The sequence below is a fragment of the Prevotella sp. P6B1 genome, from assembly GCF_000702825.1.
Lineage (GTDB): Bacteria > Bacteroidota > Bacteroidia > Bacteroidales > Bacteroidaceae > Prevotella.
In genome coordinates this window covers 147,545-167,152 of the sequence record NZ_JNKF01000014.1, presented here as the reverse complement: position 1 = coordinate 167,152, position 19,608 = coordinate 147,545, and the positions used below count along the sequence as shown (strand labels likewise).

Sequence of the window (19,608 nt, the reverse complement as noted above, 5' to 3'; positions counted from 1 at the left end):
TTGATAATCAACGACACACATTTATCAAAATCTTCTTTCTTAGTCTATCAAAAACCTTCAGGAACAATGAAGGAATTTCTATTCTCCTCACGAACTTAGACAAAAACAGGCAAGCCCTTACAGCATGTCGATTTGACACATACAATATCATCCTGTCACTCAGACGCAACACCCTCGCTTCATTCATGCGGCTTATTATTCCTTTAACAAAAGGATGATGATTGTCGCCCTGAAAATCATTTTCTGCCAATGCCATTTTATAATAAAACATTCGCCAATTGATTCCACCCCTCAACTCCATATCGGCAGAAAATAAACCCTTCACTAAAGAATCAGCAATTAAACTCAATCTTTCACAATAGTCAAATGAATATTTAAATGTGTGCGTTGCTGAACTATCACGCTTCCTATATTGATAAATAGCATTCCTACATATTGAGACTTTTTTCCTATTAACACTTCCTATCGCTAAATTCATTAACGCATCTTCCGCCCTAGTAATTTTATATTCAAAAGCCTGCGAACAATTCTCAAATAGTTCTCTTTTAAATAACTTTGCCCAAACTGCGCTATGAATTCTTTTAAGATAAAGTCCATAAAGATACTCATCCCACTCAAAATAATTAGGAGCCTTTAATAACGAAGTATTTCCTTCATGTATACCTATTACAATATCCACACCAGACGACAAAAGCATTATTTGTTGTACACCATCTTCCAACAAAAGGTCGTCAGAGTCCATGAACATAATCCACTCGCCATGTGCCTCGCTAACACCTCGCTTTCTTGAAACAACCACACCAGAATTGCATTGTTCAAAATACGATACATTGGGCAAATGTTCATACTTCTTGCAGATTTCACCAGAGCCGTCCGTACTGCCATCATTCACAAGAATCAGTTCTATATTCTCGTAGGTCTGCGACAGGATGGACTGAATACATTCTTCCACGTATTCCGCCGTATTATATACAGGCACGATGATGCTGACAAACGGGTGAAGGAGTTCGTTTTCCATCTTACGCTTATATAACTTTACTTCAACAGATACTCACAAGTCCCTTGCCCATATCAGCAATGAATATAAATACAACTTGATCTTGGTAAGCAGAGATGTACCTTTTCCTATATCATGCAATGCCAATAGTTTTGATGGATATAATTCGTCTAATTTATAAAAGTAATATTTGAATAAAGAATGGTCTCTCTTCAACATTATCAATAAATATTTTCTCATAGACCTAACTCTACAGATATTATGCCTAATCAAGAATTTTTCTTCTCGGAAAAACACTTCTGCCCTTGTTTTCAATTCACCTGGCTTGGTGCAAAATTCTGCACTTAATGATTTGGGACGAAAAGTCACGACATATAGGGTTATATTTGCAACCTTGATGATTCCTGCATGATAACCAACAAGCATGGAAAAATATACATCAGCCGAATACACTACTTCGTCAAATCGGATATTGTATTTAATAACTAAATCCCTTTTAACCATTTTGGCCCATGGAACAAACAACTTAAATCTTACAGGCCATTCATCACCATCTTTCAAACATTGATCAATCTTTTTATTCATCCAAGAACATCGATTTGATTCTATGTTTATATTCTCCGAAAGAACCGCCTTGTTTTTGAAGTATATGACATCTGCTTCCGAATCAACGTATGAGCTGATGATGTCATGCATATCTTCAACAAAGAAGTCATCCGCATCGGCAAACAGAATCCATTTTCCTTTGGCATGATCCAATCCTACATTCCTGGCATAGCCAGCCCCTCCTCCTGTTTTCGTCCTGATAAATTCCAGATAGGGTCGCGACAATTCAGGATACCTCTCTAAATAGGTATCTACATCAGGGCTATTATCATCCACTACAATCACCTGTATATCCTCAGATACAGGGATTGACCTCAGGCACCGCATCAGCAGATCCGGGATGTCTTTATGAGGTATGATGATACTAAACGTAGGACACATAGATTTTAAATTTGCCATAATACTTACAGGAGTCTTGTCCATACCAATAATGAATATAAACTGAATTTGATTTTAAACCTTAGGGATCTGTTTTTACTAATATCACGTAATGCCGATAATTTTGATGGATAAATCTCATCAAGTTTAAAGAAGTAGTATTTGAACAGTTTCCGGTCTTTATTGAACATTAGCACCAAATATTGTTTCATGGACCTTTCCTTACACATTTGATGCTGATGCAAAAATAGATCTGAACGATAATGCACTTCTGCCCTTATTCTTAACTCATTTGGTTTAGAACAATAATTAGCCACTAACGAATCGGGGCGAGAAGTCAAGACATAAAGGACTTTATTAACTACCTCAATAGTTTCAGCATGATATCCTACAAACAAAGAGAAAAACGCATCATTTGAGTATCTTATTTCTTCAAAGCGGATGTTAAATTTATTAATCAAATCTCTTTTGATCATCTTGCCCCATGTAGGACAATACATAAATCTTAAAGGCCATTCGTCACCATTCGCATAATAATTATTAATCATTCTATCAATATAAACATCCCTATCTGTTTTTTGGATAATATTTTCTGAATATACAGATTCTTTCTTGAAATATATGACATCCGCTTCCGAGTTTGCATTTGAAGAAATGATATCATACATATCTTCCACATAAAAATCATCGGCATCAGCAAACAGTAGCCATTCACCCTTTGCATGATCCAATCCTATATTGCGAGCATAGCCAGCGCCTCCACCTTTTGTCGTTCTGATAAACTCCAAATAAGGACGCGATAGTTCTGGATACCTCTCTAAATATGTATCGGCATCTGGACTGTTATCATCCACCACAATCACCTGAATATCCTCAGATACGGGTATGGACTTCAGGCACCGCATCAGCAGATCCGGTATCTCTTTATGAGGTATGATGATACTAAACGTTGGACACACCAATGGCATATTACCCGTAATACTTACCGAATCCTTATCCATACTAACAATGAATATAAGTAGAACTTGATTTTAAATCTCCAGGATTTGTTCCTGCTAATATCTCGTAATGCCGACCATTTCGACGGATAAATCTCATCAAGTTTAAAAAAGAATTCTTTGAACAGCTTGCGGTCTTGATTATACAACTTCGTTAAATAACACCTCGACATCCGCTCCCTGCAAAACCCATTTTGAAGCATAAATATGTCACAACGAAAAGCCACCTCTGCTCTTTGTTCCAACTCACCAGGTTTAGAACAAAAATCTGCACTTAATGAATCAGAGCGATAAGTAACAACATAAAGGACTCTGTTGACAACATTAATGGTTTCAGCATAATAACCAACGAGCAAGGAGAAAAACACATCTGCCGAATACACTATTTCGTCAAAACGTATGCTGTGTTTGACAAGCAAATCCCTTTTGATCATTTTGCCCCACGGAGTAGGCAATTTGAACCTTACAGGATATTCATCACCATCCGTCAAATATTGATCAATGATTTTATCGATGTAAGAACTTCTGTTGTTTTCTACACCTATGTCTTCTGAGAGCACCGACCTCTTCCTAAAGTATATCACATCCGCTTCAGAACCTACATAGGAACAGATGATTTCATTAAGGTCATCAACAAAAAAATCATCTGCATCAGCAAACAGAATCCACCTTCCTTCAGCATGCTCCAAAGCCACATTCCTGGCATAGCCTGCACCTCCGCCTTTCGTCGTTCTTACGAACTCCAGATAGGGGCGCGACAACTCTGGATACCTTTCCAAGTAGGTGTCAGCATCGGCACTATTGTCATCGACTACTATCACCTGAATATCCTCAGATACAGGGATGGACTTCAGGCACCGCATCAGCAGATCCGGTATCTCTTTATGAGGTATGATAATACTAAACAAAGGAGACATAAACATTCATTATTTGGGTTAACCGATTAAATATTTACTACCAGGAATCAGTGAGATGAGTTTTGTGACGACGGCGCAGCACAGAAACGTTAGCAGGCCAATAACGGGAATAGCCAACCATACAGGCAGTAGCGGATGAGCGACATCGCCACCAATGATCCATTCTGCTATAGACCTCAGGAAGAATACATGCATCAGATACATGCCGAAGGACAGTTTGGCAAGACTGGTAATCCAACTGGGAGCCTTCTGGATGCAGGTGAACAACAGGAAGGCTCCAAAGGTGGCAAGTAGAACATCGGGGGTGCAGAAATCAGACGACCATCTCAGCACCGACTTTTCAATTTGTATGCCGGGCACGGTTTTGTACCAGACGCACCATGCGGTAAACAGGGTGCCAAGTACGAAGCAAAACATCCCAATGAACAGTCTCTTCTGCTGACTCCACTTCAGATGCACACGAATATAGTGGGCCAGAACAAGATACCCCAAGTACCCAGAGCAATAGTACAGGGCAGAGAACTGATTCCAGTAACATTCACCCCAGAGTTCAGGCGATACATAGCGATGCAGCCAGGGGGTGAGTGTCGAAAAGGCGAATAGACCAAGGAACATCAACTCGTCTTTGGCACTGGCCTTTTCGAGCCAAGGTGACACCACTGGAATAATGAGGTAGATACCGATGAGCGGGTACATGAACCACAGATGATAGGCCCCTGACGGAAAGTTGAAAGGCAACATCAGTAGTCGAGATACAGCCTTGCTCCATGTAAAAGCTCCCCACGTGGCGGGCAACACGGCATAAAGTAGCAGGAAGAAGATGAAGGGCGGTAGGATGCGCAAGAAGCGCCGACGATAGAATTGGCTCATCGTCACACCAGGCTTCAAGGGTACTAACAGAAATGCTGAAACCATCATAAACAGCGGTACGGATACATGACAACAACCATCATAGACTGATACCCAAAAACGATTGCTTTCGTTGGCGATTAGAATCCCCCCACCCACATTAAAGAATTTTCCGCAGGCATGGGCAACCATCACCGTCAGACAGGCCATCACGCGAATGTAATCTGCAAGTGCAATTCGATTTTCGAAAGTCTTTTGTTGCTTATTTTCCATGTACTTCTCTGAATTGTGACGAAGCGTTTATTTCCATTTTAAGTATTCCTAGCCGAGGCTTCCCTAAATAAGGGTCATCGGGGAAAGCGTCTTCAACCATAAAGGGGTGGGAATATTTTTCGCAGATACGATATTTGTTTTTCTCTCCCATCCAAATCGTCATATAATACTTGCCTCGATTGAGCATAAATGGCGGCAGAGAGAATTCGACAACGTATTCACCAATTTTGGATTCTTGCTGGGGGCTGACCACTTTACCACTATTGAATATGATAATCTCATCAGCTGTTCTCAACTCGAAAGCAGCATCAAGGTGAAATGTCGGGAAATAGTTCATAAATGTCAGGCGGAAATGGATGCCAGATGCGACACTCACTACGTTGCCCTTTACCGGCAACACCTCGAACGACTTGATACGAACTTTGTCATTGCCTGGAGCTGTCGCTAAATCATCGAAGAACACGCTTTGAGATGGTATGGTGCCATCGTCAATGTACATTCGAATCGTGTCCTCAATTTCACCCGAGTATTTCACTGCTCCATCTTCGAGCAGGATACCTCTTTTGCAGAGTTTCTGCACTGCCGCCATATTATGACTCACAAACAGCACTGTTCGGCCTCCTCCCTTCGATACATCCTGCATCTTGCCGATGGCTTTCTTCTGAAACTCGACATCGCCCACGGCCAGCACCTCATCGACTACGAGGATTTCCGGCTCTAAATGGGCGGCAACAGAGAAGCCCAAGCGCACCTTCATGCCGGAGGAATAGCGCTTGACGGGGGTGTCGATATATCGTTCGCAGCCGGAGAAGTCGATGATCTCGTCGAGCTTGCGGGTAATCTCTGCCTTCGTCATGCCCATGATGGCCCCGTTCATATAGATGTTCTCTCGGCCTGTCATCTCGGGATGGAAGCCTGTGCCTACCTCGAGCAGCGAGGCGATGCGTCCACAGACATTGATTTCACCGACGGTAGGGGCCGTCACCCGTGAGAGCAGTTTCAGCAAGGTGCTCTTGCCGGCACCGTTCTTGCCGATGATACCTACCACGTCGCCTTGCTCTACGCTGAAGTTAATGTCCTTCAGTGCCCAGACAAAATCGCTTTCACCCTTCTTGGAGCGGACATTGGTCTCGCCAATCTTCAGATAAGGATCGTCCTTGCCCAGCACATTCATGGCCCACCAGCGGTTCAAATCGTGACTAAACGTGCCTGTTGAGACAACTCCCAAGCGATACTGCTTGCCTACGTGATTAAACTCAATAGCTTTCATTATTAACTATTCACTTTTAGACGGTATCCATGAAATTACGTTGTACCTTATTAAATATAGCAACGCTGAATAGCAACAGCACACTCATGAACAGGAAACTATAGCCTAAGGCGAACCAAGAGAAATAGCCCTGTCCTAACGTCGCATACTTGAATGCCTCGATGATGGAGGTCATCGGGTTGGCCATAATCAGTGTGCGCAGCGTACCTTCTTCCACCATGCTGAGTGGATAGACAATAGGCGTAGCATACATCCAGAGTTGAACGATGAAGGTAAAGAGAATCGTAAAATCACGATACTTCGTGGTGAGCGAGGAGATCAGGATGCCAAAGCCAAGACCAAGACCTGCCAACATCACGACCAATAGGGGCGTAAGCAGAATAGCCCAATTGGGGGCTATAGGAGCACCTGCCATAAAGAAATAGAGATAAAGCGCCACAAAGAGCCCTACCTGAATGACAAATCGCAACAGATTGGATATCACCACAGCGATGGGCACCACCAGACGAGGGAAATAGACCTTGCCAAACATGTTCTGATTGGCTGTGAATGTGTTTGACGTCTGATTCAGACAGTCGGAGAAATAGAACCAACAAATATTACCAGCCATATAAAATATTGCCTGTGGCATCCCGTCCGTGCTCATCTTGGCAATGCTGCCAAACACCACCATATTCATGATAACGGTCAAAATGGGTTGTATCAGATACCAAAGCGGCCCCAGTATGGTCTGCTTATACTGCACCACGATGTTGCGCCTGACGAACAGTTCTATCAGGTCGCGGTAATGCCAGATTTCCTTGAAATCAATATGCCACAGTTTTTCATGCGGCCTTATCTTCATCGTCCAGACTTGTTGCTCCATATATTTGATTAAACTTATTCTTCGTTTTCGATTTTTTCAAGACAGTAAGGTGGAATATAAGCGGTGGTCAAACTGGATTGCAGTCCTTTGATAGTGATGACCACCCTCTTTTGTCCTGCTATTCGGGCTACACGGCCTGTTATATCTTTAAAGGGGCCATCGTTGATACGCACTAAATCGTTAGAAAGAAACCGGCAGGTATTGGTGTCGATTTCCATCACATGCTCGTCGAGCAGAGCGGTAACTCTGAGTAATGGTTCCATATCTTTGGAACGGACTGTCAACGGTGGGTTGTGGCCGTTCTTGTCGGTAACGAAATGATTGTAATAGTAAGTGGTATATTGCGACATTTCGGAATGCCTGACATACTTTTCTGCTTCTTGTTCCGTCATGTATGCAAAAAGAAGGTTCATGAAAGGGAATAGCTTTCTTTGCTTCTTGCCCGTCTCCTTGTGCCTGATGTCTTTCCATACCTTCGCCAAATAGGCATAGGTGCCGTCCTCAATGAGGGCATCAGCAACTGCCTGTGCCTGCCCATACTTGATACGGAGGACATACCATGCCTTGTCTTCACACGGGACATATCTTACCGACACCCCTGTTTTTGAGCTTTTCGCTTCGGGGATGGCAAAGGAGACAAATCCTGAGCAATTCTCGTCCTTGATATTAGCATTATCCAATGCGTTCATATCCAACGATCCATTATATCTCACAAAGCACTAACACAGAACCTTTGTATTGGTACTTTTGGATACAAAGATATGAAATATTGTCACTATTTTTTTATATTTACATGTTAAATATAGTTAATCGATTGTGATTATAATATTCTGGGATGGAAACAAGAGCTCTTTCTCAATCCTCGATAATTAGAAAAATAACAAATTAATTTGGTTATTCGCATAATTTGCAGTACCTTTGCACCCGATTATATATATAATAAGGTGAAATGAGTGCATTTAATAAGAAAAGAAGATGGCATTGCTTGCCCGGACAGGAGCCCACTGAGATGGATAAAACCATCATGTATTGGGAGAACAAGGGTAAGCTGGTACCAACACGTGACTTGATTAAAACCCCAGAACAGATAGAAGGCATCCGCAAGGCGGGTGTTGTAAATACCGCTGTGCTCGACGCAGTGGCCAAGGAGATTAAGGCTGGTATGAACACACTGGAGATCGACCAGATATGTCGCAGGGTATGCGAGGACGCTGGCGCCATCCCTGCTTGTCTCAATTACGAAGGATTCCCCATGAGTGTATGTACCTCTATCAACGAGGTGGTTTGCCACGGCATTCCCAAAGAGGAGGACGTGCTCGAGGAGGGCGATATCATCAATGTGGACTTTACGACCATCCTTGATGGCTACTATGCTGACGCAAGCCGTATGTTCATTATCGGCAAGACATCGCCTGAGAAGGAACAGCTGGTGCGTGTGGCTAAGGAGTGTCTGGAGATAGGTATGGAGGCTGCTAAGCCTTATAGCTTTGTGGGCGATATAGGTCATGCCATCGAGAAGCATTGTAAGAAGTATGGCTATGGTATCGTTCGCGATCTGGCAGGACATGGCGTAGGACTGAAATTCCACGAGGAACCTGATGTGAACCACTATGGTCATCGTGGCACTGGTATGCTACTGGTGCCCGGTATGGTGTTTACCATCGAGCCTATGATCAATATGGGTACCTGGAAGGTGTTTATCGATGCTGACGATCCATACGGATGGGAGGTGATTACTGAAGATGAACTGCCCAGCGCCCAGTGGGAGCATACGCTCGTGATGACTGAACATGGTGTTGAAGTACTGACGTATTAGTGAATAGTGGTGGAAAAGGATATATATATATTAGGTATAGAGAGCTCGTGTGATGATACATCGGCAGCTGTCCTGAAGAATGGTATTCTGCTGTCGAATGTCACAGCTTCGCAGGCTGTACACGAGGCATACGGTGGGGTGGTGCCCGAGTTAGCATCGAGAGCTCACCAACAGAATGTGGTGCCTGTGGTTGATCAGGCTATCAAGAAGGCTGGCATTACCAAAGAGGACTTGACAGCGATTGCCTTTACCCGTGGTCCGGGACTGATGGGCTCGTTGCTGGTTGGTGTGAGCTTTGCTAAGGGTTTTGCCCGTTCGTTGGGTATCCCGATGATTGACGTGAACCATCTGCAGGGACATGTGATGGCGCATTTCATTAAGGAGAGCGAGGATGATCAGCATCAGCCACCATTGCCATTCCTCTGTCTGCTGGTTTCTGGCGGAAACTCACAGATTGTGAAGGTGAACGCCTATAACGATATGGAGGTGCTGGGACAGACCATCGACGATGCGGCTGGTGAGGCTATCGACAAGTGCTCGAAGGTGATGGGACTTGGTTATCCTGGTGGCCCAATCATCGATAGATTGGCGCGGCAGGGAAACCCCAAGGCTTTCCAGTTTGCTGAACCTAATATCCCTGGACTCGACTATAGTTTCTCGGGCTTGAAGACCTCGTTCCTCTATTCGATGCAGAAGTGGGTGGCTGAGGATCCTGACTTCATCGAGAAGCATAAGGAGGATATCGCTGCCTCGTTAGAGTGGACGATTGTGGATATCCTGATGAAGAAACTGAAGAAGGCTGTGAAGCAGACGGGGATCAAGCATGTGGCTGTGGCTGGTGGCGTGAGTGCCAACAACGGACTGCGCAATGCGTTCTACGATGCTGAGAAGCGCTATGGCTGGACCATCTATATCCCCAAGTTCAGCTATACCACTGATAACGCTGCCATGATAGGTATCGTGGGCTATTATAAGTATCAGGACCAGCAGTTCTGCTCGATCGATGCGCCTGCATTCAGTAAAGTGACGTTTAAATAATAAAACTAAATATGGATTTTGAAAGTAAGATTACAAGTAGGGAGGTGAGTGAAATCCTCTGGGAAACAGAAAAGACTGTAAGTACCGCTGAGAGTTGTACTGGTGGCCGTATTGCTGAGGCAATCATTGCTGTGCCTGGTGCTTCCAAGTATTTCAAGGGTGGTATTATCTCATATATCGACGAGGTTAAGGAGAATCTGCTGGGTGTTGACCATCAGTTGCTCGAAGAGAAAACCGCTGTGTGTGAGGAGGTTGCGATTGCTATGGTAAAGGGTGCATGTAAGGCACTGAATACCGATTATGCGATTGCTGCAACGGGCTTTGCTGGTCCTACCGGAGGTACCAAAGAGATACCCGTAGGCACCATCTGGTTGGCTTGCGGAAGTCCTGAAAGAGTGACTACCATGAAGCTGGAAGAAGACTACGGTCGAGACATTAATCTGGCTATCGCTACAAACCGTGCTATGGAGATGTTTTTGGGCTTCTTGAAGGAAGAAGATGCCCCCAGACCCATGCGAGAAGGTTAAAAATTATTAATTCTTTTATTTTCCAGTCGTGTAATTATCTGAATCTCAATAAAATTGTGTAATTTTGCACGCTGTTTGGAATAAGTAAGTGTAAATCACAAGTAAAAAGTAGATAGAAATGTCTAAGATTTGTCAAATTACAGGAAAGAAGGCACAGATAGGTTGCAATGTGTCTCACTCAAAGCACCGTACTAAGAGAAGCTTTGATGTCAACCTTTTCAGCAAGAAGTTCTACTATGTAGAGGAGGGTTGCTGGATTCAGTTGAAGATTAGCGCTGCTGGTCTTCGTATGATTAACAAAGTTGGTCTGGATGCTGCCTTGAAGCAGGCTGTCGCTAAAGGTTTTGTAGACTGGAAGGATATTAAAGTGATAGGAGATTAAAATCATGGCAAGTAAGAAAGCAAAAGGTAATCGCGTCCAGGTTATTCTGGAGTGCACTGAGCACAAGAACAGTGGTATGCCCGGTACTAGCCGTTATGTAACCACAAAGAATCGTAAGAATACGCCTGAGCGTATGGAGCTTATGAAGTATAACCCAATCCTGAAGAAGATGACTCTTCACAAGGAGATTAAATAATTACGACTGAAGTATGGCAAAGAAAACCGTTGCTACCCTCCACGAAGGCTCAAAGGATGGTCGCGCTTACACAAAGGTAATCAAGATGGTTAAGAGCCCCAAGACTGGTGCTTACATCTTCGACGAGCAGATGGTTCCAAACGAGGCCGTTAAGGACTTCTTTAAGAACTAATTGACATTATTCATATAAAATGAGAGGCTGCAAAGAAATTTGCAGCCTCTTTTTTTGGTTGTGTCGTAAATTATACCTATCTTTGCAATCGAAAATATTGCAATATGGGTTTATTTGGATTTTTTAGTAAGGATAAAAAGGAGACCCTTGATAAGGGCTTGGAGAAAACTAAGACAAGCGTCTTCGATAAGCTTGCTCGTGCTGTAGCTGGAAAGTCGAAGGTGGATGATGATGTCTTGGATAATCTGGAAGAAGTTCTCATTACAAGTGATGTCGGCGTTGACACCACATTGAAGATTATTCAGCGCATCGAGGAGCGTGTGGCTCGTGATAAGTATGTCAGTACTTCTGAACTGAATGCCATACTGCGTGATGAGATAGCAAATCTGTTGGCAGAGAACCATTCGGAGGATAATGATAACTGGGATCTGCCTGCCGACCATAAGCCATACGTTATCCTGGTGGTTGGCGTGAATGGTGTGGGTAAAACCACAACCATCGGTAAGCTGGCTTGGCAATTCAAGCAGGCTGGTAAGAAAGTATATCTTGGCGCTGCCGATACTTTCCGTGCTGCAGCTGTAGAGCAGCTGTGCATTTGGGGCGAAAGGGTAGGCGTGCCTGTTATCAAGCAGCAGATGGGTAGCGATCCTGCCAGTGTGGCTTTCGATACACTGTCGAGTGCGAAGGCTAACGGAGCCGATGTGGTTCTGATTGATACGGCAGGACGTCTGCATAACAAAGTGGGCTTGATGAACGAGCTGAAGAAAATCAAAGAAGTGATGAAGAAGGTTCTGCCTGAGGCTCCTGATGAGGTGATGCTTGTGCTTGACGGCTCTACTGGTCAGAATGCCTTCGAACAGGCCAAGCAGTTTGCTGCTGTTACCCAGATTACTTCGCTGGCTATCACCAAACTTGATGGTACTGCCAAAGGGGGTGTCGTGATTGGTATCTCCGACCAGTTGAAGGTTCCTGTAAAGTATATCGGACTGGGCGAGGGGATGACCGACCTCCAGTTGTTTAATAAACGCCAGTTTGTAGATTCGCTGTTCAATGAGTAAGACAATAGATATTATTTCACTGGGATGCTCTAAGAATCTGGTTGATAGTGAGACTCTGATGGGCTTGATGGAGGCTAATGGCTATCAGTGTACGCACGATAGCGATGATCCTCAGGGCGAAATCGTAGTCGTTAACACCTGTGGTTTTATCAACGATGCGAAGGAAGAGAGCATTAATACCATCCTGGAGTTTGCTCAGGCTAAGACAGAAGGACGTATCGAGAAACTTTTTGTGATGGGTTGTCTTTCCGAGCGTTATCTGGCCGACTTGGAGCGTGAGATTCCTGAGGTCGACGGCTGGTATGGAAAGTTCAATTATAAGAAATTATTGAATGACCTGAAGGGTGAGGATTTCAAGGTTTGCGAAGGCAAACGCCATATCACCACTCCTCGTCATTACGCCTATATCAAGATTAGTGAGGGCTGCGATCGTCATTGCGCCTATTGTGCTATCCCTCTGATTACTGGTAAGCACCAGAGCCGTCCGATGCAGGAGATCCTGGATGAGGTCCGCTATCTGGTGAGCCAGGGTACCAAGGAGTTTAATGTCATTGCTCAGGAGTTAACTTATTATGGTGTTGACTTGGATGGTAAGCAGCATATTGCTGAGCTCATCGAGCAGATGGCCGATATTCCAGGTGTTGAGTGGATTCGCTTGCACTATGCTTATCCCACACATTTCCCATGGGACCTGCTTCGTGTGATTCGTGAAAAGCAGAACGTTTGTAAGTATCTCGACATTGCCCTTCAGCATGTGTCGGATAACATGCTGACCCGTATGCGTCGACACGTAACCAAGGAGGAAACCTATGAACTGGTGCGCCGTATGCGTGAAGAGGTGCCTGGCATCCACATCCGAACAACGCTGATGGTTGGTTTCCCTGGTGAGACTGATGAGGATTTCGAGGAGCTCAAGGCATTTGTGAAATGGGCGCGCTTTGAACGTATGGGTGCTTTTGCTTATTCTGAGGAAGAAGGAACCTATTCGGCTGACAACTTTGAGGACGATGTGCCTGAGGATGTGAAGCAGAATCGACTCGATAAGATCATGCGTATCCAGCAGAATATCAGCGCAGAACTTGAGGCTGAGAAAGTCGGGAAGGTATTCAAGGTGATTATTGACAGGCGTGAGGGCGATTATTATATCGGCCGTACAGAATTCTGCTCGCCAGAAGTTGATCCTGAGGTGCTGATACCCGCAGCTGAGGCAAAGCTGAATATCGGAGAGTTCTACGATGTCTTGATAAAGGATTCTGAGGAATTTGATTTATACGGAACCACAATCATTAAAACATATGAACAATAAAGACTTTATCACAGAATTGGCGCAACGAACAGGCTACACTGCTGAGGAAACACAGCAGTTCGTGAATTGTGTTGTTGAGGCAATGGGTGATCATTTCCAAGATGATGACTCGGTGTTGATTCCCACTTTCGGCACATTCGAAGTAAAAAAGAAGATGGAGCGTATCATGGTAAATCCTTCTACAGGACAGCGCATGTTGGTTCCACCAAAATTAGTGCTGACATTCAAACCGAATGTTAGTTGGAAAGAACGCGTTAAGAATGGAGGAACCGAGTGATGGGAAAGATTTCAATGCAGGAGTTGGCCAATGTGCTGATAGAGCGTAAGAAGCTGAATAAGCGCGAAGCAAGTGCGTTTGTGGGCGCTATGTTTGATATTGTGCAACAGCATCTTGAAACCGATAAGCTTGTAAAAGTTAAAGGATTAGGTACTTTCAAGATTATTGATGTGGAAGATCGCGAAAGTGTAAATGTCAATACAGGTGAGCGTGTGCTTATTGAAGGACATGGAAAGATAACCTATTCACCTGATGCTTTGCTGAAAGAGCTGGTTAACAAGCCGTTCTCGCAGTTTGAGACGGTGGTGCTGAATGAGGGCGTAGACTTCGAGGATCTTGCTACAACAACTACTGACGCTCCTGAGCAGGAAGTAGAATCAGAACCAGTAGTTGAGCCAGAGCCAGTAGTGGCTCCAGAGCCTATGGTTGAGTCTGAGCCAGAGGAGGTTATGGGCGATGATCACTCGTCAATGCCGCTTGTGGATTTTGGTGATCCAGATGAGCCTGTGGTAGAGTCTGAGCCTGAGCCTGTGGTTGAGCCAGAACCTGTGGTTGAGCCAGAACCTGTGGTTGAGCCAGAACCGGAAGTTGAATCTGAGCCTGAGGTTGCTGAGGAGGTTGCTGAGGAGGATGTTCCTGAGTGGGTTATTGAGCCTTATGTTGCTACTGAGCGTGAGGTCGTTCCAGAAGCTGAGGTCGTTCCAGAACCTGAGGTCGTTCCAGAACCTGCTCCAGTTGTTGAGGCCCAACCTACTGTTGAGCCAGAGCCAGAGATAATTGAGGAACCTGCTGTTGAAGATATACCTGAGGTTGAAGAACAGCCTATTGTTGAAGAGCAACCTCTCGTTGAAGAGCAACCTCTCGTTGAAGAGCAACCTCTCGTTGAAGAGGAACCTCAGACAGAAGAAGCCCCAGCTGAAGAGGAACCTGCAGAAGAGGATGAGCCTGCTGAAGAGGAGGTACCTGAAACCAAAGGTAATCCCGCTTCTAAGTGGTTATTAGTATTGGTTGCTGTTATCATTGGATTGGCTGGTGGTTATCTGCTGGGTAGCTATTATCCTTGTTCTCAGCTGGTAGAGCCTGCTGAAAAGAGCACAGTCATTAATGTTCAGAAGGCAGAGGTTGTTAAGGTTGAAGCCGCTGGGGCCAAGGTAAAGGAGGCGCCTGCTGAAGAGGCCGCACCAGTAGAGGAGGCGGCTGCAGAAAAGCAGAAGGCGGAAGAGCAAAAGGCAAAAGAAGCAGAAGCCAAAGCAAAGGCAAAGGCCGATGCTGAGAAAGCTGCAGCTGAAGCTAAAGCCAAAGCGGATGCCAAGGCTAAGGCAGAAAAAGAGGCCAAACCTGTATACAATAAGTACGACGAGATGGATGTCCGTGTGCGTCTTGGTGCTTACCGTATTATTGGAACCGAAAAGGTGGTAAAGGTAAAGGAAGGTGAGAATCTTGTAAAGATTTCGCGCCGTATTTTAGGTCCAGATATGGAGTGCTATCTTGAGGTATATAACAACATCAAAGCCTCGACTCCACTAAAAGTGGGACAGGAAATCAAAATCCCAAAACTGGAGTTGAAAAAGAAAAAGAAGGCTGCAACAGCCAACTAAACCTGCAAATAATGAAAAAGTTTCTTAAAACTTAGGTTTTGGGAAACTTTTTTAATATTATTTAGACACATAAATAGTGGTCAAGTCTTATAAAAAAAGTAATTTTGCAGTCAAATTTTAGAAAACTTATAAATAGAAAATATTATGGCAGAAGCTATTGATATCCGTGAGTTGAATATCCGGATTGAACAACAAAGCGCATTTGTAACAAATCTTGTAAGTGGAATGGACCGCGTCATCGTGGGTCAGAAGCATCTGATAGATTCACTTTTGATTGGTTTGTTGAGTGATGGACATATTCTTTTGGAAGGTGTTCCTGGTCTGGCTAAGACCCTGGCCATTAAGACCCTTTCGCAGTTGATTGATTCTGATTACAGCCGCATCCAGTTTACACCCGACCTTCTTCCTGCCGATGTCATTGGTACAATGATCTATTCACAGAAGGAAGAGAAGTTCCAGGTGAAGAAGGGACCTGTATTCGCTAATTTCGTGCTGGCTGATGAAATCAACCGTGCACCAGCCAAGGTGCAGAGTGCTCTGCTTGAGGCCATGCAGGAAAAACAGGTTACTATTGGCAGCCAGACTTTCAGCTTGCCAAACCCATTCCTCGTGATGGCTACTCAGAACCCAATCGAACAGGAGGGTACCTATCCATTGCCTGAAGCACAGGTAGACCGTTTTATGTTGAAGGTGGTTATCGACTATCCTTCACTCGAAGAAGAGAAGAAGATTATCCGTGAGAATATCACTGGTGAAATGCCATCCGTGACACCTGTGACTACTGCTGATGAGATTCTGAAAGCTCGTAGTGTAGTACGCGAGGTCTATATCGATGAGAAGATTGAGCAGTATATTGCTGATATCGTATTTGCTACACGTTATCCTGATCGCTATGGCTTGAAGGACCTGAAGGATATGATTTCGTTCGGAGGTTCGCCACGTGCCAGCATCAATCTGGCCAAGGCTGCTCGTGCTTATGCATTCATCAAGCGTCGTGGTTATGTGGTGCCAGAGGATGTTCGTGCTGTGGCTCATGATGTGCTGCGCCATCGTATCGGACTGACCTACGAGGCTGAGGCCAGCAATATCACCAGCGAGGAGATTGTTTCAAAGATTATCAATAAGGTTGAAGTGCCCTAATGGAAACCTCTGAGATCATAAAGAAAGTCCGTAAGATCGAGATCAAGACCCGTGGTCTGAGCTCTAACATCTTTGCAGGTCAGTATCATTCTGCCTTTAAGGGTAGGGGAATGGCCTTTAGCGAGGTGCGCGAGTATCAGTTTGGTGATGATGTGCGAGATATTGACTGGAATGTGACTGCTCGTTTCCATCGTCCTTATGTCAAGGTGTTCGAAGAAGAACGTGAGATGACGGTCATGCTGCTCATCGACGTCAGCGGATCGCTCGATTTCGGAACCCAGAAGCAGATGAAGCGTGATATGGTGACAGAGATTGCTGCCACCCTTGCTTTTAGTGCTATTCAGAACAACGATAAGATTGGGGTCATCTTCTTCTCTGATAAGATTGAGAAGTATATTCCACCGAAGAAAGGTCGTAAGCATATTCTGTATATTATACGTGAGATGCTCGACTTTAAACCGGAATCGACACGTACTGACATCAAGCAGGCCATCGAATTCTTGTCGAGTGTACAAAAACGTCGTACTACCGCTTTCATTCTTAGTGACTTCTATGTGCGTGAAGATTTCCTGCAGTCGCTGCAGATTGCCAATCGCAAGCATGATGTGGTTGCTATTCAGGTGTATGATCAGCGTGCCCGTGAGTTGCCTGATGTAGGTTTAATGAAGGTCGTTGATGCTGAAACGGGGTATGAGCAGTATGTAGATACGAGTTCCAAAAAACTGCGTCAGGCTTACCAGAAATACTGGATGACACGACAAGCGCAGTTGCTGGATACTTTTAATAAGAGCAATGTGGACAATGTGAGCATAGCCACCAACGAGGACTTCGTGAAATCGTTGCTATTGCTATTTAAACAGCGTAATTAATGAAAAGAATATTTCTTCTTATATCACTGATTGCTAATGCTTTGCTGATATCAGCACAAGTGTCTATCGAGGCAGAGATTGACTCGATTCAGATATTTGTTGGTCAGCAGACTCATCTGAAGTTGACAACAACGGTTCAGCCTTCAGCAAAGGTTGAATTCCCTCAGTTCCAGCCAACCCAGATGATAACTCCTGGTGTGGAAGTCCTTTCTTGTCAGGAGCAGAAACGCGACGCAGGAGATGGTTTCGAAGCCCGTTCGATGGTTTATACATTAACCTCGTTTGATGATACCCTTTATTACCTGCCACCAATGGTTGTCAAGGTTGATGGCAAGCAGTATAAGAGTAAGAGTCTGGCTTTGAAGGTACTTACGATTGATGTAGATACCACTCAGGTTGATCAGTTCTTTGGACCTAAGGATGTGCAGGATAATCCGTTCCTCTGGAGTGAGTGGAGCCTGCCTTTCTGGCTCAGTGTGCTGATGCTGGTACTGTTGGCTTTGTGCTACTATCTCTATCTTCGTCTGCGCGACAATAAGCCCATCATCACTCATATCCGCATTGTGAAACGATTACTGCCTCATCAGAAGGCTATGCAAGAGATTGAGCAGATTAAGGCTGATAAGATGGTTGCATCAGAGAACTCAAAGGAATACTATACCAAACTTACCGATACCTTGCGTAAGTATATCGAAGAGCGCTATGGATTTAATGCCATGGAGATGACCAGTAGCGAGATTATCGAGCGACTGACAGCATCGCAGGACCAGAAGGCTCTCGACGAACTGCGCGAGCTGTTCATGACTGCCGATCTGGTTAAGTTCGCCAAGTATTCTACGCTGATTAATGAGAATGATAAGAACCTTGTGAGTGCTATCGATTTCATTAACCAGACCAAACTTGAGAATCAGCCTGTGGAAGAAACGGTTAAACCACAGCTCTCGGAGGAAGATCAGCGTACACAGAAGTCACGCCGACTGCTCAAGACGGTCATCACGTTGATCTCTGTGGTGTGTGTCGTCTTGTTCGGATATGTGGCATATACACTTTATCAGTTATTGAATTAAAACAGAACAAATGGAATTTGTCAATAAAGAATATCTGCTGTTACTTCTGCTCATCATACCTTATGTGATATGGTATGTGATGTACAGAAAGAAAACCGAGCCTACGCTGCGGATGAGCGATACCTTTGTGTTTCGCTATGCGCCTCGTAGTTGGAAGGTGACATTGATGCCGCTTTCTATGTTGCTCAGACTGCTGGTATTTGTCATGATAGTAATGGTTCTGGCTCGCCCTCAGACTCAGAATTCATGGGATAGTAAGACTGTTGAGGGTATTGATATTATGCTGGCGATGGATGTCTCGACCAGTATGTTGGCAGAGGATCTGCGTCCTAACCGTATTGAAGCTGCCAAGCAGGTGGCTTCAGAGTTCGTCAGTGGTCGTCCTAATGATAACATCGGATTGGTTATCTTTGCAGGCGAGTCATTCACACAGTGTCCTATGACAACTGATCACACATCGCTGTTGAATCTGCTGCAGAATGTACGTACAGATATTGCTGCTCGCGGACTCATTGAGGACGGAACTGCTATTGGTATGGGATTGGCTAATGCTGTGAGCCGTCTGAAGGATTCGAAGGCTAAAAGCAGAGTGGTTATTCTGCTGACCGATGGTAGTAATAACCGTGGTGATATTTCTCCATCTACTGCAGCCGAGATTGCCAAAAGCATGGGTATCCGTGTGTATACCATTGGTGTTGGTACCAATAAGGTGGCTCCTTATCCAATGCCTGTGGCTGGCGGTGTGCAGTATGTTAACATTCCTGTCGAGATAGATACTAAGACCCTTAGCGAGATTGCTGCTGCAACCGAGGGTGATTTCTATCGCGCTACAAATACCAAAGAACTTCGTAATATCTATAAGGAAATTGATCGGTTGGAAAAGTCGAAACTTAACGTTAAGACCTTTAGCAAGCGTTATGAGGCCTATCAGCCTTTTGCGCTTGTGGCTGTTTTAGCCCTGCTGCTCGAAATTCTACTTCGTATAACAATCTTTAGGAGGATTCCATAA

General features: G+C 44.5%; 22 protein-coding genes. 14 read left to right on the top strand and 8 right to left on the bottom strand.

Features of this window, described 5'->3' with window-relative positions:
- Positions 1–7 precede the first annotated feature (7 nt).
- From T495_RS0111595 to T495_RS0111560, 8 genes are read right to left on the bottom strand one after another with little or no spacing between them, the layout of a single operon-like run.
- Positions 8–1,018 carry a glycosyltransferase family 2 protein gene (locus T495_RS0111595; protein ID WP_033148780.1) on the bottom strand — a complete coding sequence of 337 codons (1,011 nt, stop codon included), beginning with the start codon at positions 1,016–1,018 and terminating at the stop codon, positions 8–10.
- A 33-nt stretch (positions 1,019–1,051) separates the two neighbouring features.
- Positions 1,052–2,026, bottom strand: coding sequence for a glycosyltransferase family 2 protein (locus T495_RS15310; protein ID WP_051523050.1), 975 nt, complete (start codon positions 2,024–2,026; stop codon positions 1,052–1,054).
- Positions 2,008–2,982 carry a glycosyltransferase family 2 protein gene (locus T495_RS15305; RefSeq protein WP_051652021.1) on the bottom strand — a complete coding sequence of 325 codons (975 nt, stop codon included), beginning with the start codon at positions 2,980–2,982 and terminating at the stop codon, positions 2,008–2,010. Before T495_RS15305 ends, T495_RS15310 begins: the two co-directional genes overlap by 19 nt.
- Positions 2,964–3,896, bottom strand: a complete 933-nt coding sequence (locus T495_RS0111580; RefSeq protein WP_197020391.1) for a glycosyltransferase family 2 protein — start codon at positions 3,894–3,896, stop codon at positions 2,964–2,966. The genes T495_RS15305 and T495_RS0111580 overlap by 19 nt, the downstream gene beginning before the upstream one ends.
- 18 nt (positions 3,897–3,914) lie before the next feature.
- The gene (locus tag T495_RS0111575; RefSeq protein WP_033148779.1) at positions 3,915–5,018 is read right to left on the bottom strand and encodes an acyltransferase; all 1,104 of its coding nucleotides are present in this window, start codon (positions 5,016–5,018) and stop codon (positions 3,915–3,917) included.
- Entirely contained in the window at positions 5,008–6,288 is a 1,281-nt protein-coding gene (locus T495_RS0111570) for an ABC transporter ATP-binding protein (RefSeq protein ID WP_051652019.1), read from the bottom strand. Before T495_RS0111570 ends, T495_RS0111575 begins: the two co-directional genes overlap by 11 nt.
- 16 nt (positions 6,289–6,304) lie before the next feature.
- Positions 6,305–7,153: an ABC transporter permease gene (locus tag T495_RS0111565; RefSeq protein WP_033148778.1), complete on the bottom strand. Its 849-nt coding sequence runs from the start codon at positions 7,151–7,153 to the stop codon at positions 6,305–6,307.
- Between the two features lie 14 nt (positions 7,154–7,167).
- Complete coding sequence (locus T495_RS0111560; protein ID WP_033148777.1) at positions 7,168–7,842, bottom strand: transcription termination/antitermination NusG family protein; 675 nt, start codon at positions 7,840–7,842, stop codon at positions 7,168–7,170.
- A 260-nt stretch (positions 7,843–8,102) separates the two neighbouring features.
- Here T495_RS0111560 and map point away from each other — a divergent pair, with 260 nt between their 5' ends.
- The 14 genes from map to T495_RS0111495 all read left to right on the top strand — a co-directional run bounded on the left by map (position 8,103) and on the right by T495_RS0111495 (position 19,608).
- Positions 8,103–8,969: a type I methionyl aminopeptidase gene (gene map, locus T495_RS0111555; protein ID WP_033148776.1), complete on the top strand. Its 867-nt coding sequence runs from the start codon at positions 8,103–8,105 to the stop codon at positions 8,967–8,969.
- A 6-nt stretch (positions 8,970–8,975) separates the two neighbouring features.
- Positions 8,976–10,007, top strand: coding sequence for a tRNA (adenosine(37)-N6)-threonylcarbamoyltransferase complex transferase subunit TsaD (gene tsaD / locus T495_RS0111550; protein ID WP_028903474.1), 1,032 nt, complete (start codon positions 8,976–8,978; stop codon positions 10,005–10,007).
- A gap of 11 nt (positions 10,008–10,018) precedes the next feature.
- Positions 10,019–10,534 carry a CinA family protein gene (locus T495_RS0111545; protein WP_033148775.1) on the top strand — a complete coding sequence of 172 codons (516 nt, stop codon included), beginning with the start codon at positions 10,019–10,021 and terminating at the stop codon, positions 10,532–10,534.
- Between the two features lie 118 nt (positions 10,535–10,652).
- The gene (gene rpmB / locus T495_RS0111540; protein ID WP_013063140.1) at positions 10,653–10,916 is read left to right on the top strand and encodes a 50S ribosomal protein L28; all 264 of its coding nucleotides are present in this window, start codon (positions 10,653–10,655) and stop codon (positions 10,914–10,916) included.
- Between the two features lie 4 nt (positions 10,917–10,920).
- Entirely contained in the window at positions 10,921–11,112 is a 192-nt protein-coding gene (gene rpmG, locus T495_RS0111535) for a 50S ribosomal protein L33 (RefSeq protein ID WP_028903476.1), read from the top strand.
- 13 nt (positions 11,113–11,125) lie between these two features.
- Positions 11,126–11,284 carry a DUF4295 domain-containing protein gene (locus tag T495_RS15625; protein ID WP_006950479.1) on the top strand — a complete coding sequence of 53 codons (159 nt, stop codon included), beginning with the start codon at positions 11,126–11,128 and terminating at the stop codon, positions 11,282–11,284.
- Positions 11,285–11,388: 104 nt separating this feature from the next.
- Entirely contained in the window at positions 11,389–12,342 is a 954-nt protein-coding gene (gene ftsY / locus T495_RS0111530; protein WP_028903477.1) for a signal recognition particle-docking protein FtsY, read from the top strand.
- Complete coding sequence (gene rimO, locus T495_RS0111525) at positions 12,335–13,648, top strand: 30S ribosomal protein S12 methylthiotransferase RimO (RefSeq protein ID WP_028903478.1); 1,314 nt, start codon at positions 12,335–12,337, stop codon at positions 13,646–13,648. Before ftsY ends, rimO begins: the two co-directional genes overlap by 8 nt.
- Complete coding sequence (locus tag T495_RS0111520; RefSeq protein ID WP_028903479.1) at positions 13,638–13,925, top strand: HU family DNA-binding protein; 288 nt, start codon at positions 13,638–13,640, stop codon at positions 13,923–13,925. The genes rimO and T495_RS0111520 overlap by 11 nt, the downstream gene beginning before the upstream one ends.
- Positions 13,925–15,523, top strand: coding sequence for an HU family DNA-binding protein (locus T495_RS15300; RefSeq protein ID WP_033148774.1), 1,599 nt, complete (start codon positions 13,925–13,927; stop codon positions 15,521–15,523). Before T495_RS0111520 ends, T495_RS15300 begins: the two co-directional genes overlap by 1 nt.
- A gap of 144 nt (positions 15,524–15,667) precedes the next feature.
- Complete coding sequence (locus T495_RS0111510) at positions 15,668–16,663, top strand: MoxR family ATPase (RefSeq protein ID WP_033148773.1); 996 nt, start codon at positions 15,668–15,670, stop codon at positions 16,661–16,663.
- A complete protein-coding gene (locus T495_RS0111505; protein ID WP_028903482.1) occupies positions 16,663–17,532 on the top strand; it encodes a DUF58 domain-containing protein in 870 nt (289 codons plus the stop codon). Before T495_RS0111510 ends, T495_RS0111505 begins: the two co-directional genes overlap by 1 nt.
- Positions 17,532–18,599, top strand: a complete 1,068-nt coding sequence (locus T495_RS0111500) for a BatD family protein (protein WP_033148772.1) — start codon at positions 17,532–17,534, stop codon at positions 18,597–18,599. Before T495_RS0111505 ends, T495_RS0111500 begins: the two co-directional genes overlap by 1 nt.
- A gap of 10 nt (positions 18,600–18,609) precedes the next feature.
- The gene (locus T495_RS0111495; protein ID WP_028903484.1) at positions 18,610–19,608 is read left to right on the top strand and encodes a VWA domain-containing protein; all 999 of its coding nucleotides are present in this window, start codon (positions 18,610–18,612) and stop codon (positions 19,606–19,608) included.

What these genes read in the sequence shown, in the direction of transcription:
- T495_RS0111595 (WP_033148780.1), bottom strand. Translation starts at nt 1,018, where the DNA reads ATGGAAAACGAACTCCTTCACCCGTTTGTCAGCATCATCGTGCCTGTA.
- T495_RS15310 (WP_051523050.1), bottom strand. Translation starts at nt 2,026, where the DNA reads ATGGACAAGACTCCTGTAAGTATTATGGCAAATTTAAAATCTATGTGT.
- T495_RS15305 (WP_051652021.1), bottom strand. Translation starts at nt 2,982, where the DNA reads ATGGATAAGGATTCGGTAAGTATTACGGGTAATATGCCATTGGTGTGT.
- T495_RS0111580 (WP_197020391.1), bottom strand. Translation starts at nt 3,896, where the DNA reads ATGTCTCCTTTGTTTAGTATTATCATACCTCATAAAGAGATACCGGAT.
- T495_RS0111575 (WP_033148779.1), bottom strand. Translation starts at nt 5,018, where the DNA reads ATGGAAAATAAGCAACAAAAGACTTTCGAAAATCGAATTGCACTTGCA.
- T495_RS0111570 (WP_051652019.1), bottom strand. Translation starts at nt 6,288, where the DNA reads ATGAAAGCTATTGAGTTTAATCACGTAGGCAAGCAGTATCGCTTGGGA.
- T495_RS0111565 (WP_033148778.1), bottom strand. Translation starts at nt 7,153, where the DNA reads ATGGAGCAACAAGTCTGGACGATGAAGATAAGGCCGCATGAAAAACTG.
- T495_RS0111560 (WP_033148777.1), bottom strand. Translation starts at nt 7,842, where the DNA reads ATGAACGCATTGGATAATGCTAATATCAAGGACGAGAATTGCTCAGGA.
- map (WP_033148776.1), top strand. Translation starts at nt 8,103, where the DNA reads ATGAGTGCATTTAATAAGAAAAGAAGATGGCATTGCTTGCCCGGACAG.
- T495_RS0111545 (WP_033148775.1), top strand. Translation starts at nt 10,019, where the DNA reads ATGGATTTTGAAAGTAAGATTACAAGTAGGGAGGTGAGTGAAATCCTC.
- rpmB (WP_013063140.1), top strand. Translation starts at nt 10,653, where the DNA reads ATGTCTAAGATTTGTCAAATTACAGGAAAGAAGGCACAGATAGGTTGC.
- rpmG (WP_028903476.1), top strand. Translation starts at nt 10,921, where the DNA reads ATGGCAAGTAAGAAAGCAAAAGGTAATCGCGTCCAGGTTATTCTGGAG.
- T495_RS15625 (WP_006950479.1), top strand. Translation starts at nt 11,126, where the DNA reads ATGGCAAAGAAAACCGTTGCTACCCTCCACGAAGGCTCAAAGGATGGT.
- ftsY (WP_028903477.1), top strand. Translation starts at nt 11,389, where the DNA reads ATGGGTTTATTTGGATTTTTTAGTAAGGATAAAAAGGAGACCCTTGAT.
- rimO (WP_028903478.1), top strand. Translation starts at nt 12,335, where the DNA reads ATGAGTAAGACAATAGATATTATTTCACTGGGATGCTCTAAGAATCTG.
- T495_RS0111520 (WP_028903479.1), top strand. Translation starts at nt 13,638, where the DNA reads ATGAACAATAAAGACTTTATCACAGAATTGGCGCAACGAACAGGCTAC.
- T495_RS15300 (WP_033148774.1), top strand. Translation starts at nt 13,925, where the DNA reads ATGGGAAAGATTTCAATGCAGGAGTTGGCCAATGTGCTGATAGAGCGT.
- T495_RS0111510 (WP_033148773.1), top strand. Translation starts at nt 15,668, where the DNA reads ATGGCAGAAGCTATTGATATCCGTGAGTTGAATATCCGGATTGAACAA.
- T495_RS0111505 (WP_028903482.1), top strand. Translation starts at nt 16,663, where the DNA reads ATGGAAACCTCTGAGATCATAAAGAAAGTCCGTAAGATCGAGATCAAG.
- T495_RS0111500 (WP_033148772.1), top strand. Translation starts at nt 17,532, where the DNA reads ATGAAAAGAATATTTCTTCTTATATCACTGATTGCTAATGCTTTGCTG.
- T495_RS0111495 (WP_028903484.1), top strand. Translation starts at nt 18,610, where the DNA reads ATGGAATTTGTCAATAAAGAATATCTGCTGTTACTTCTGCTCATCATA.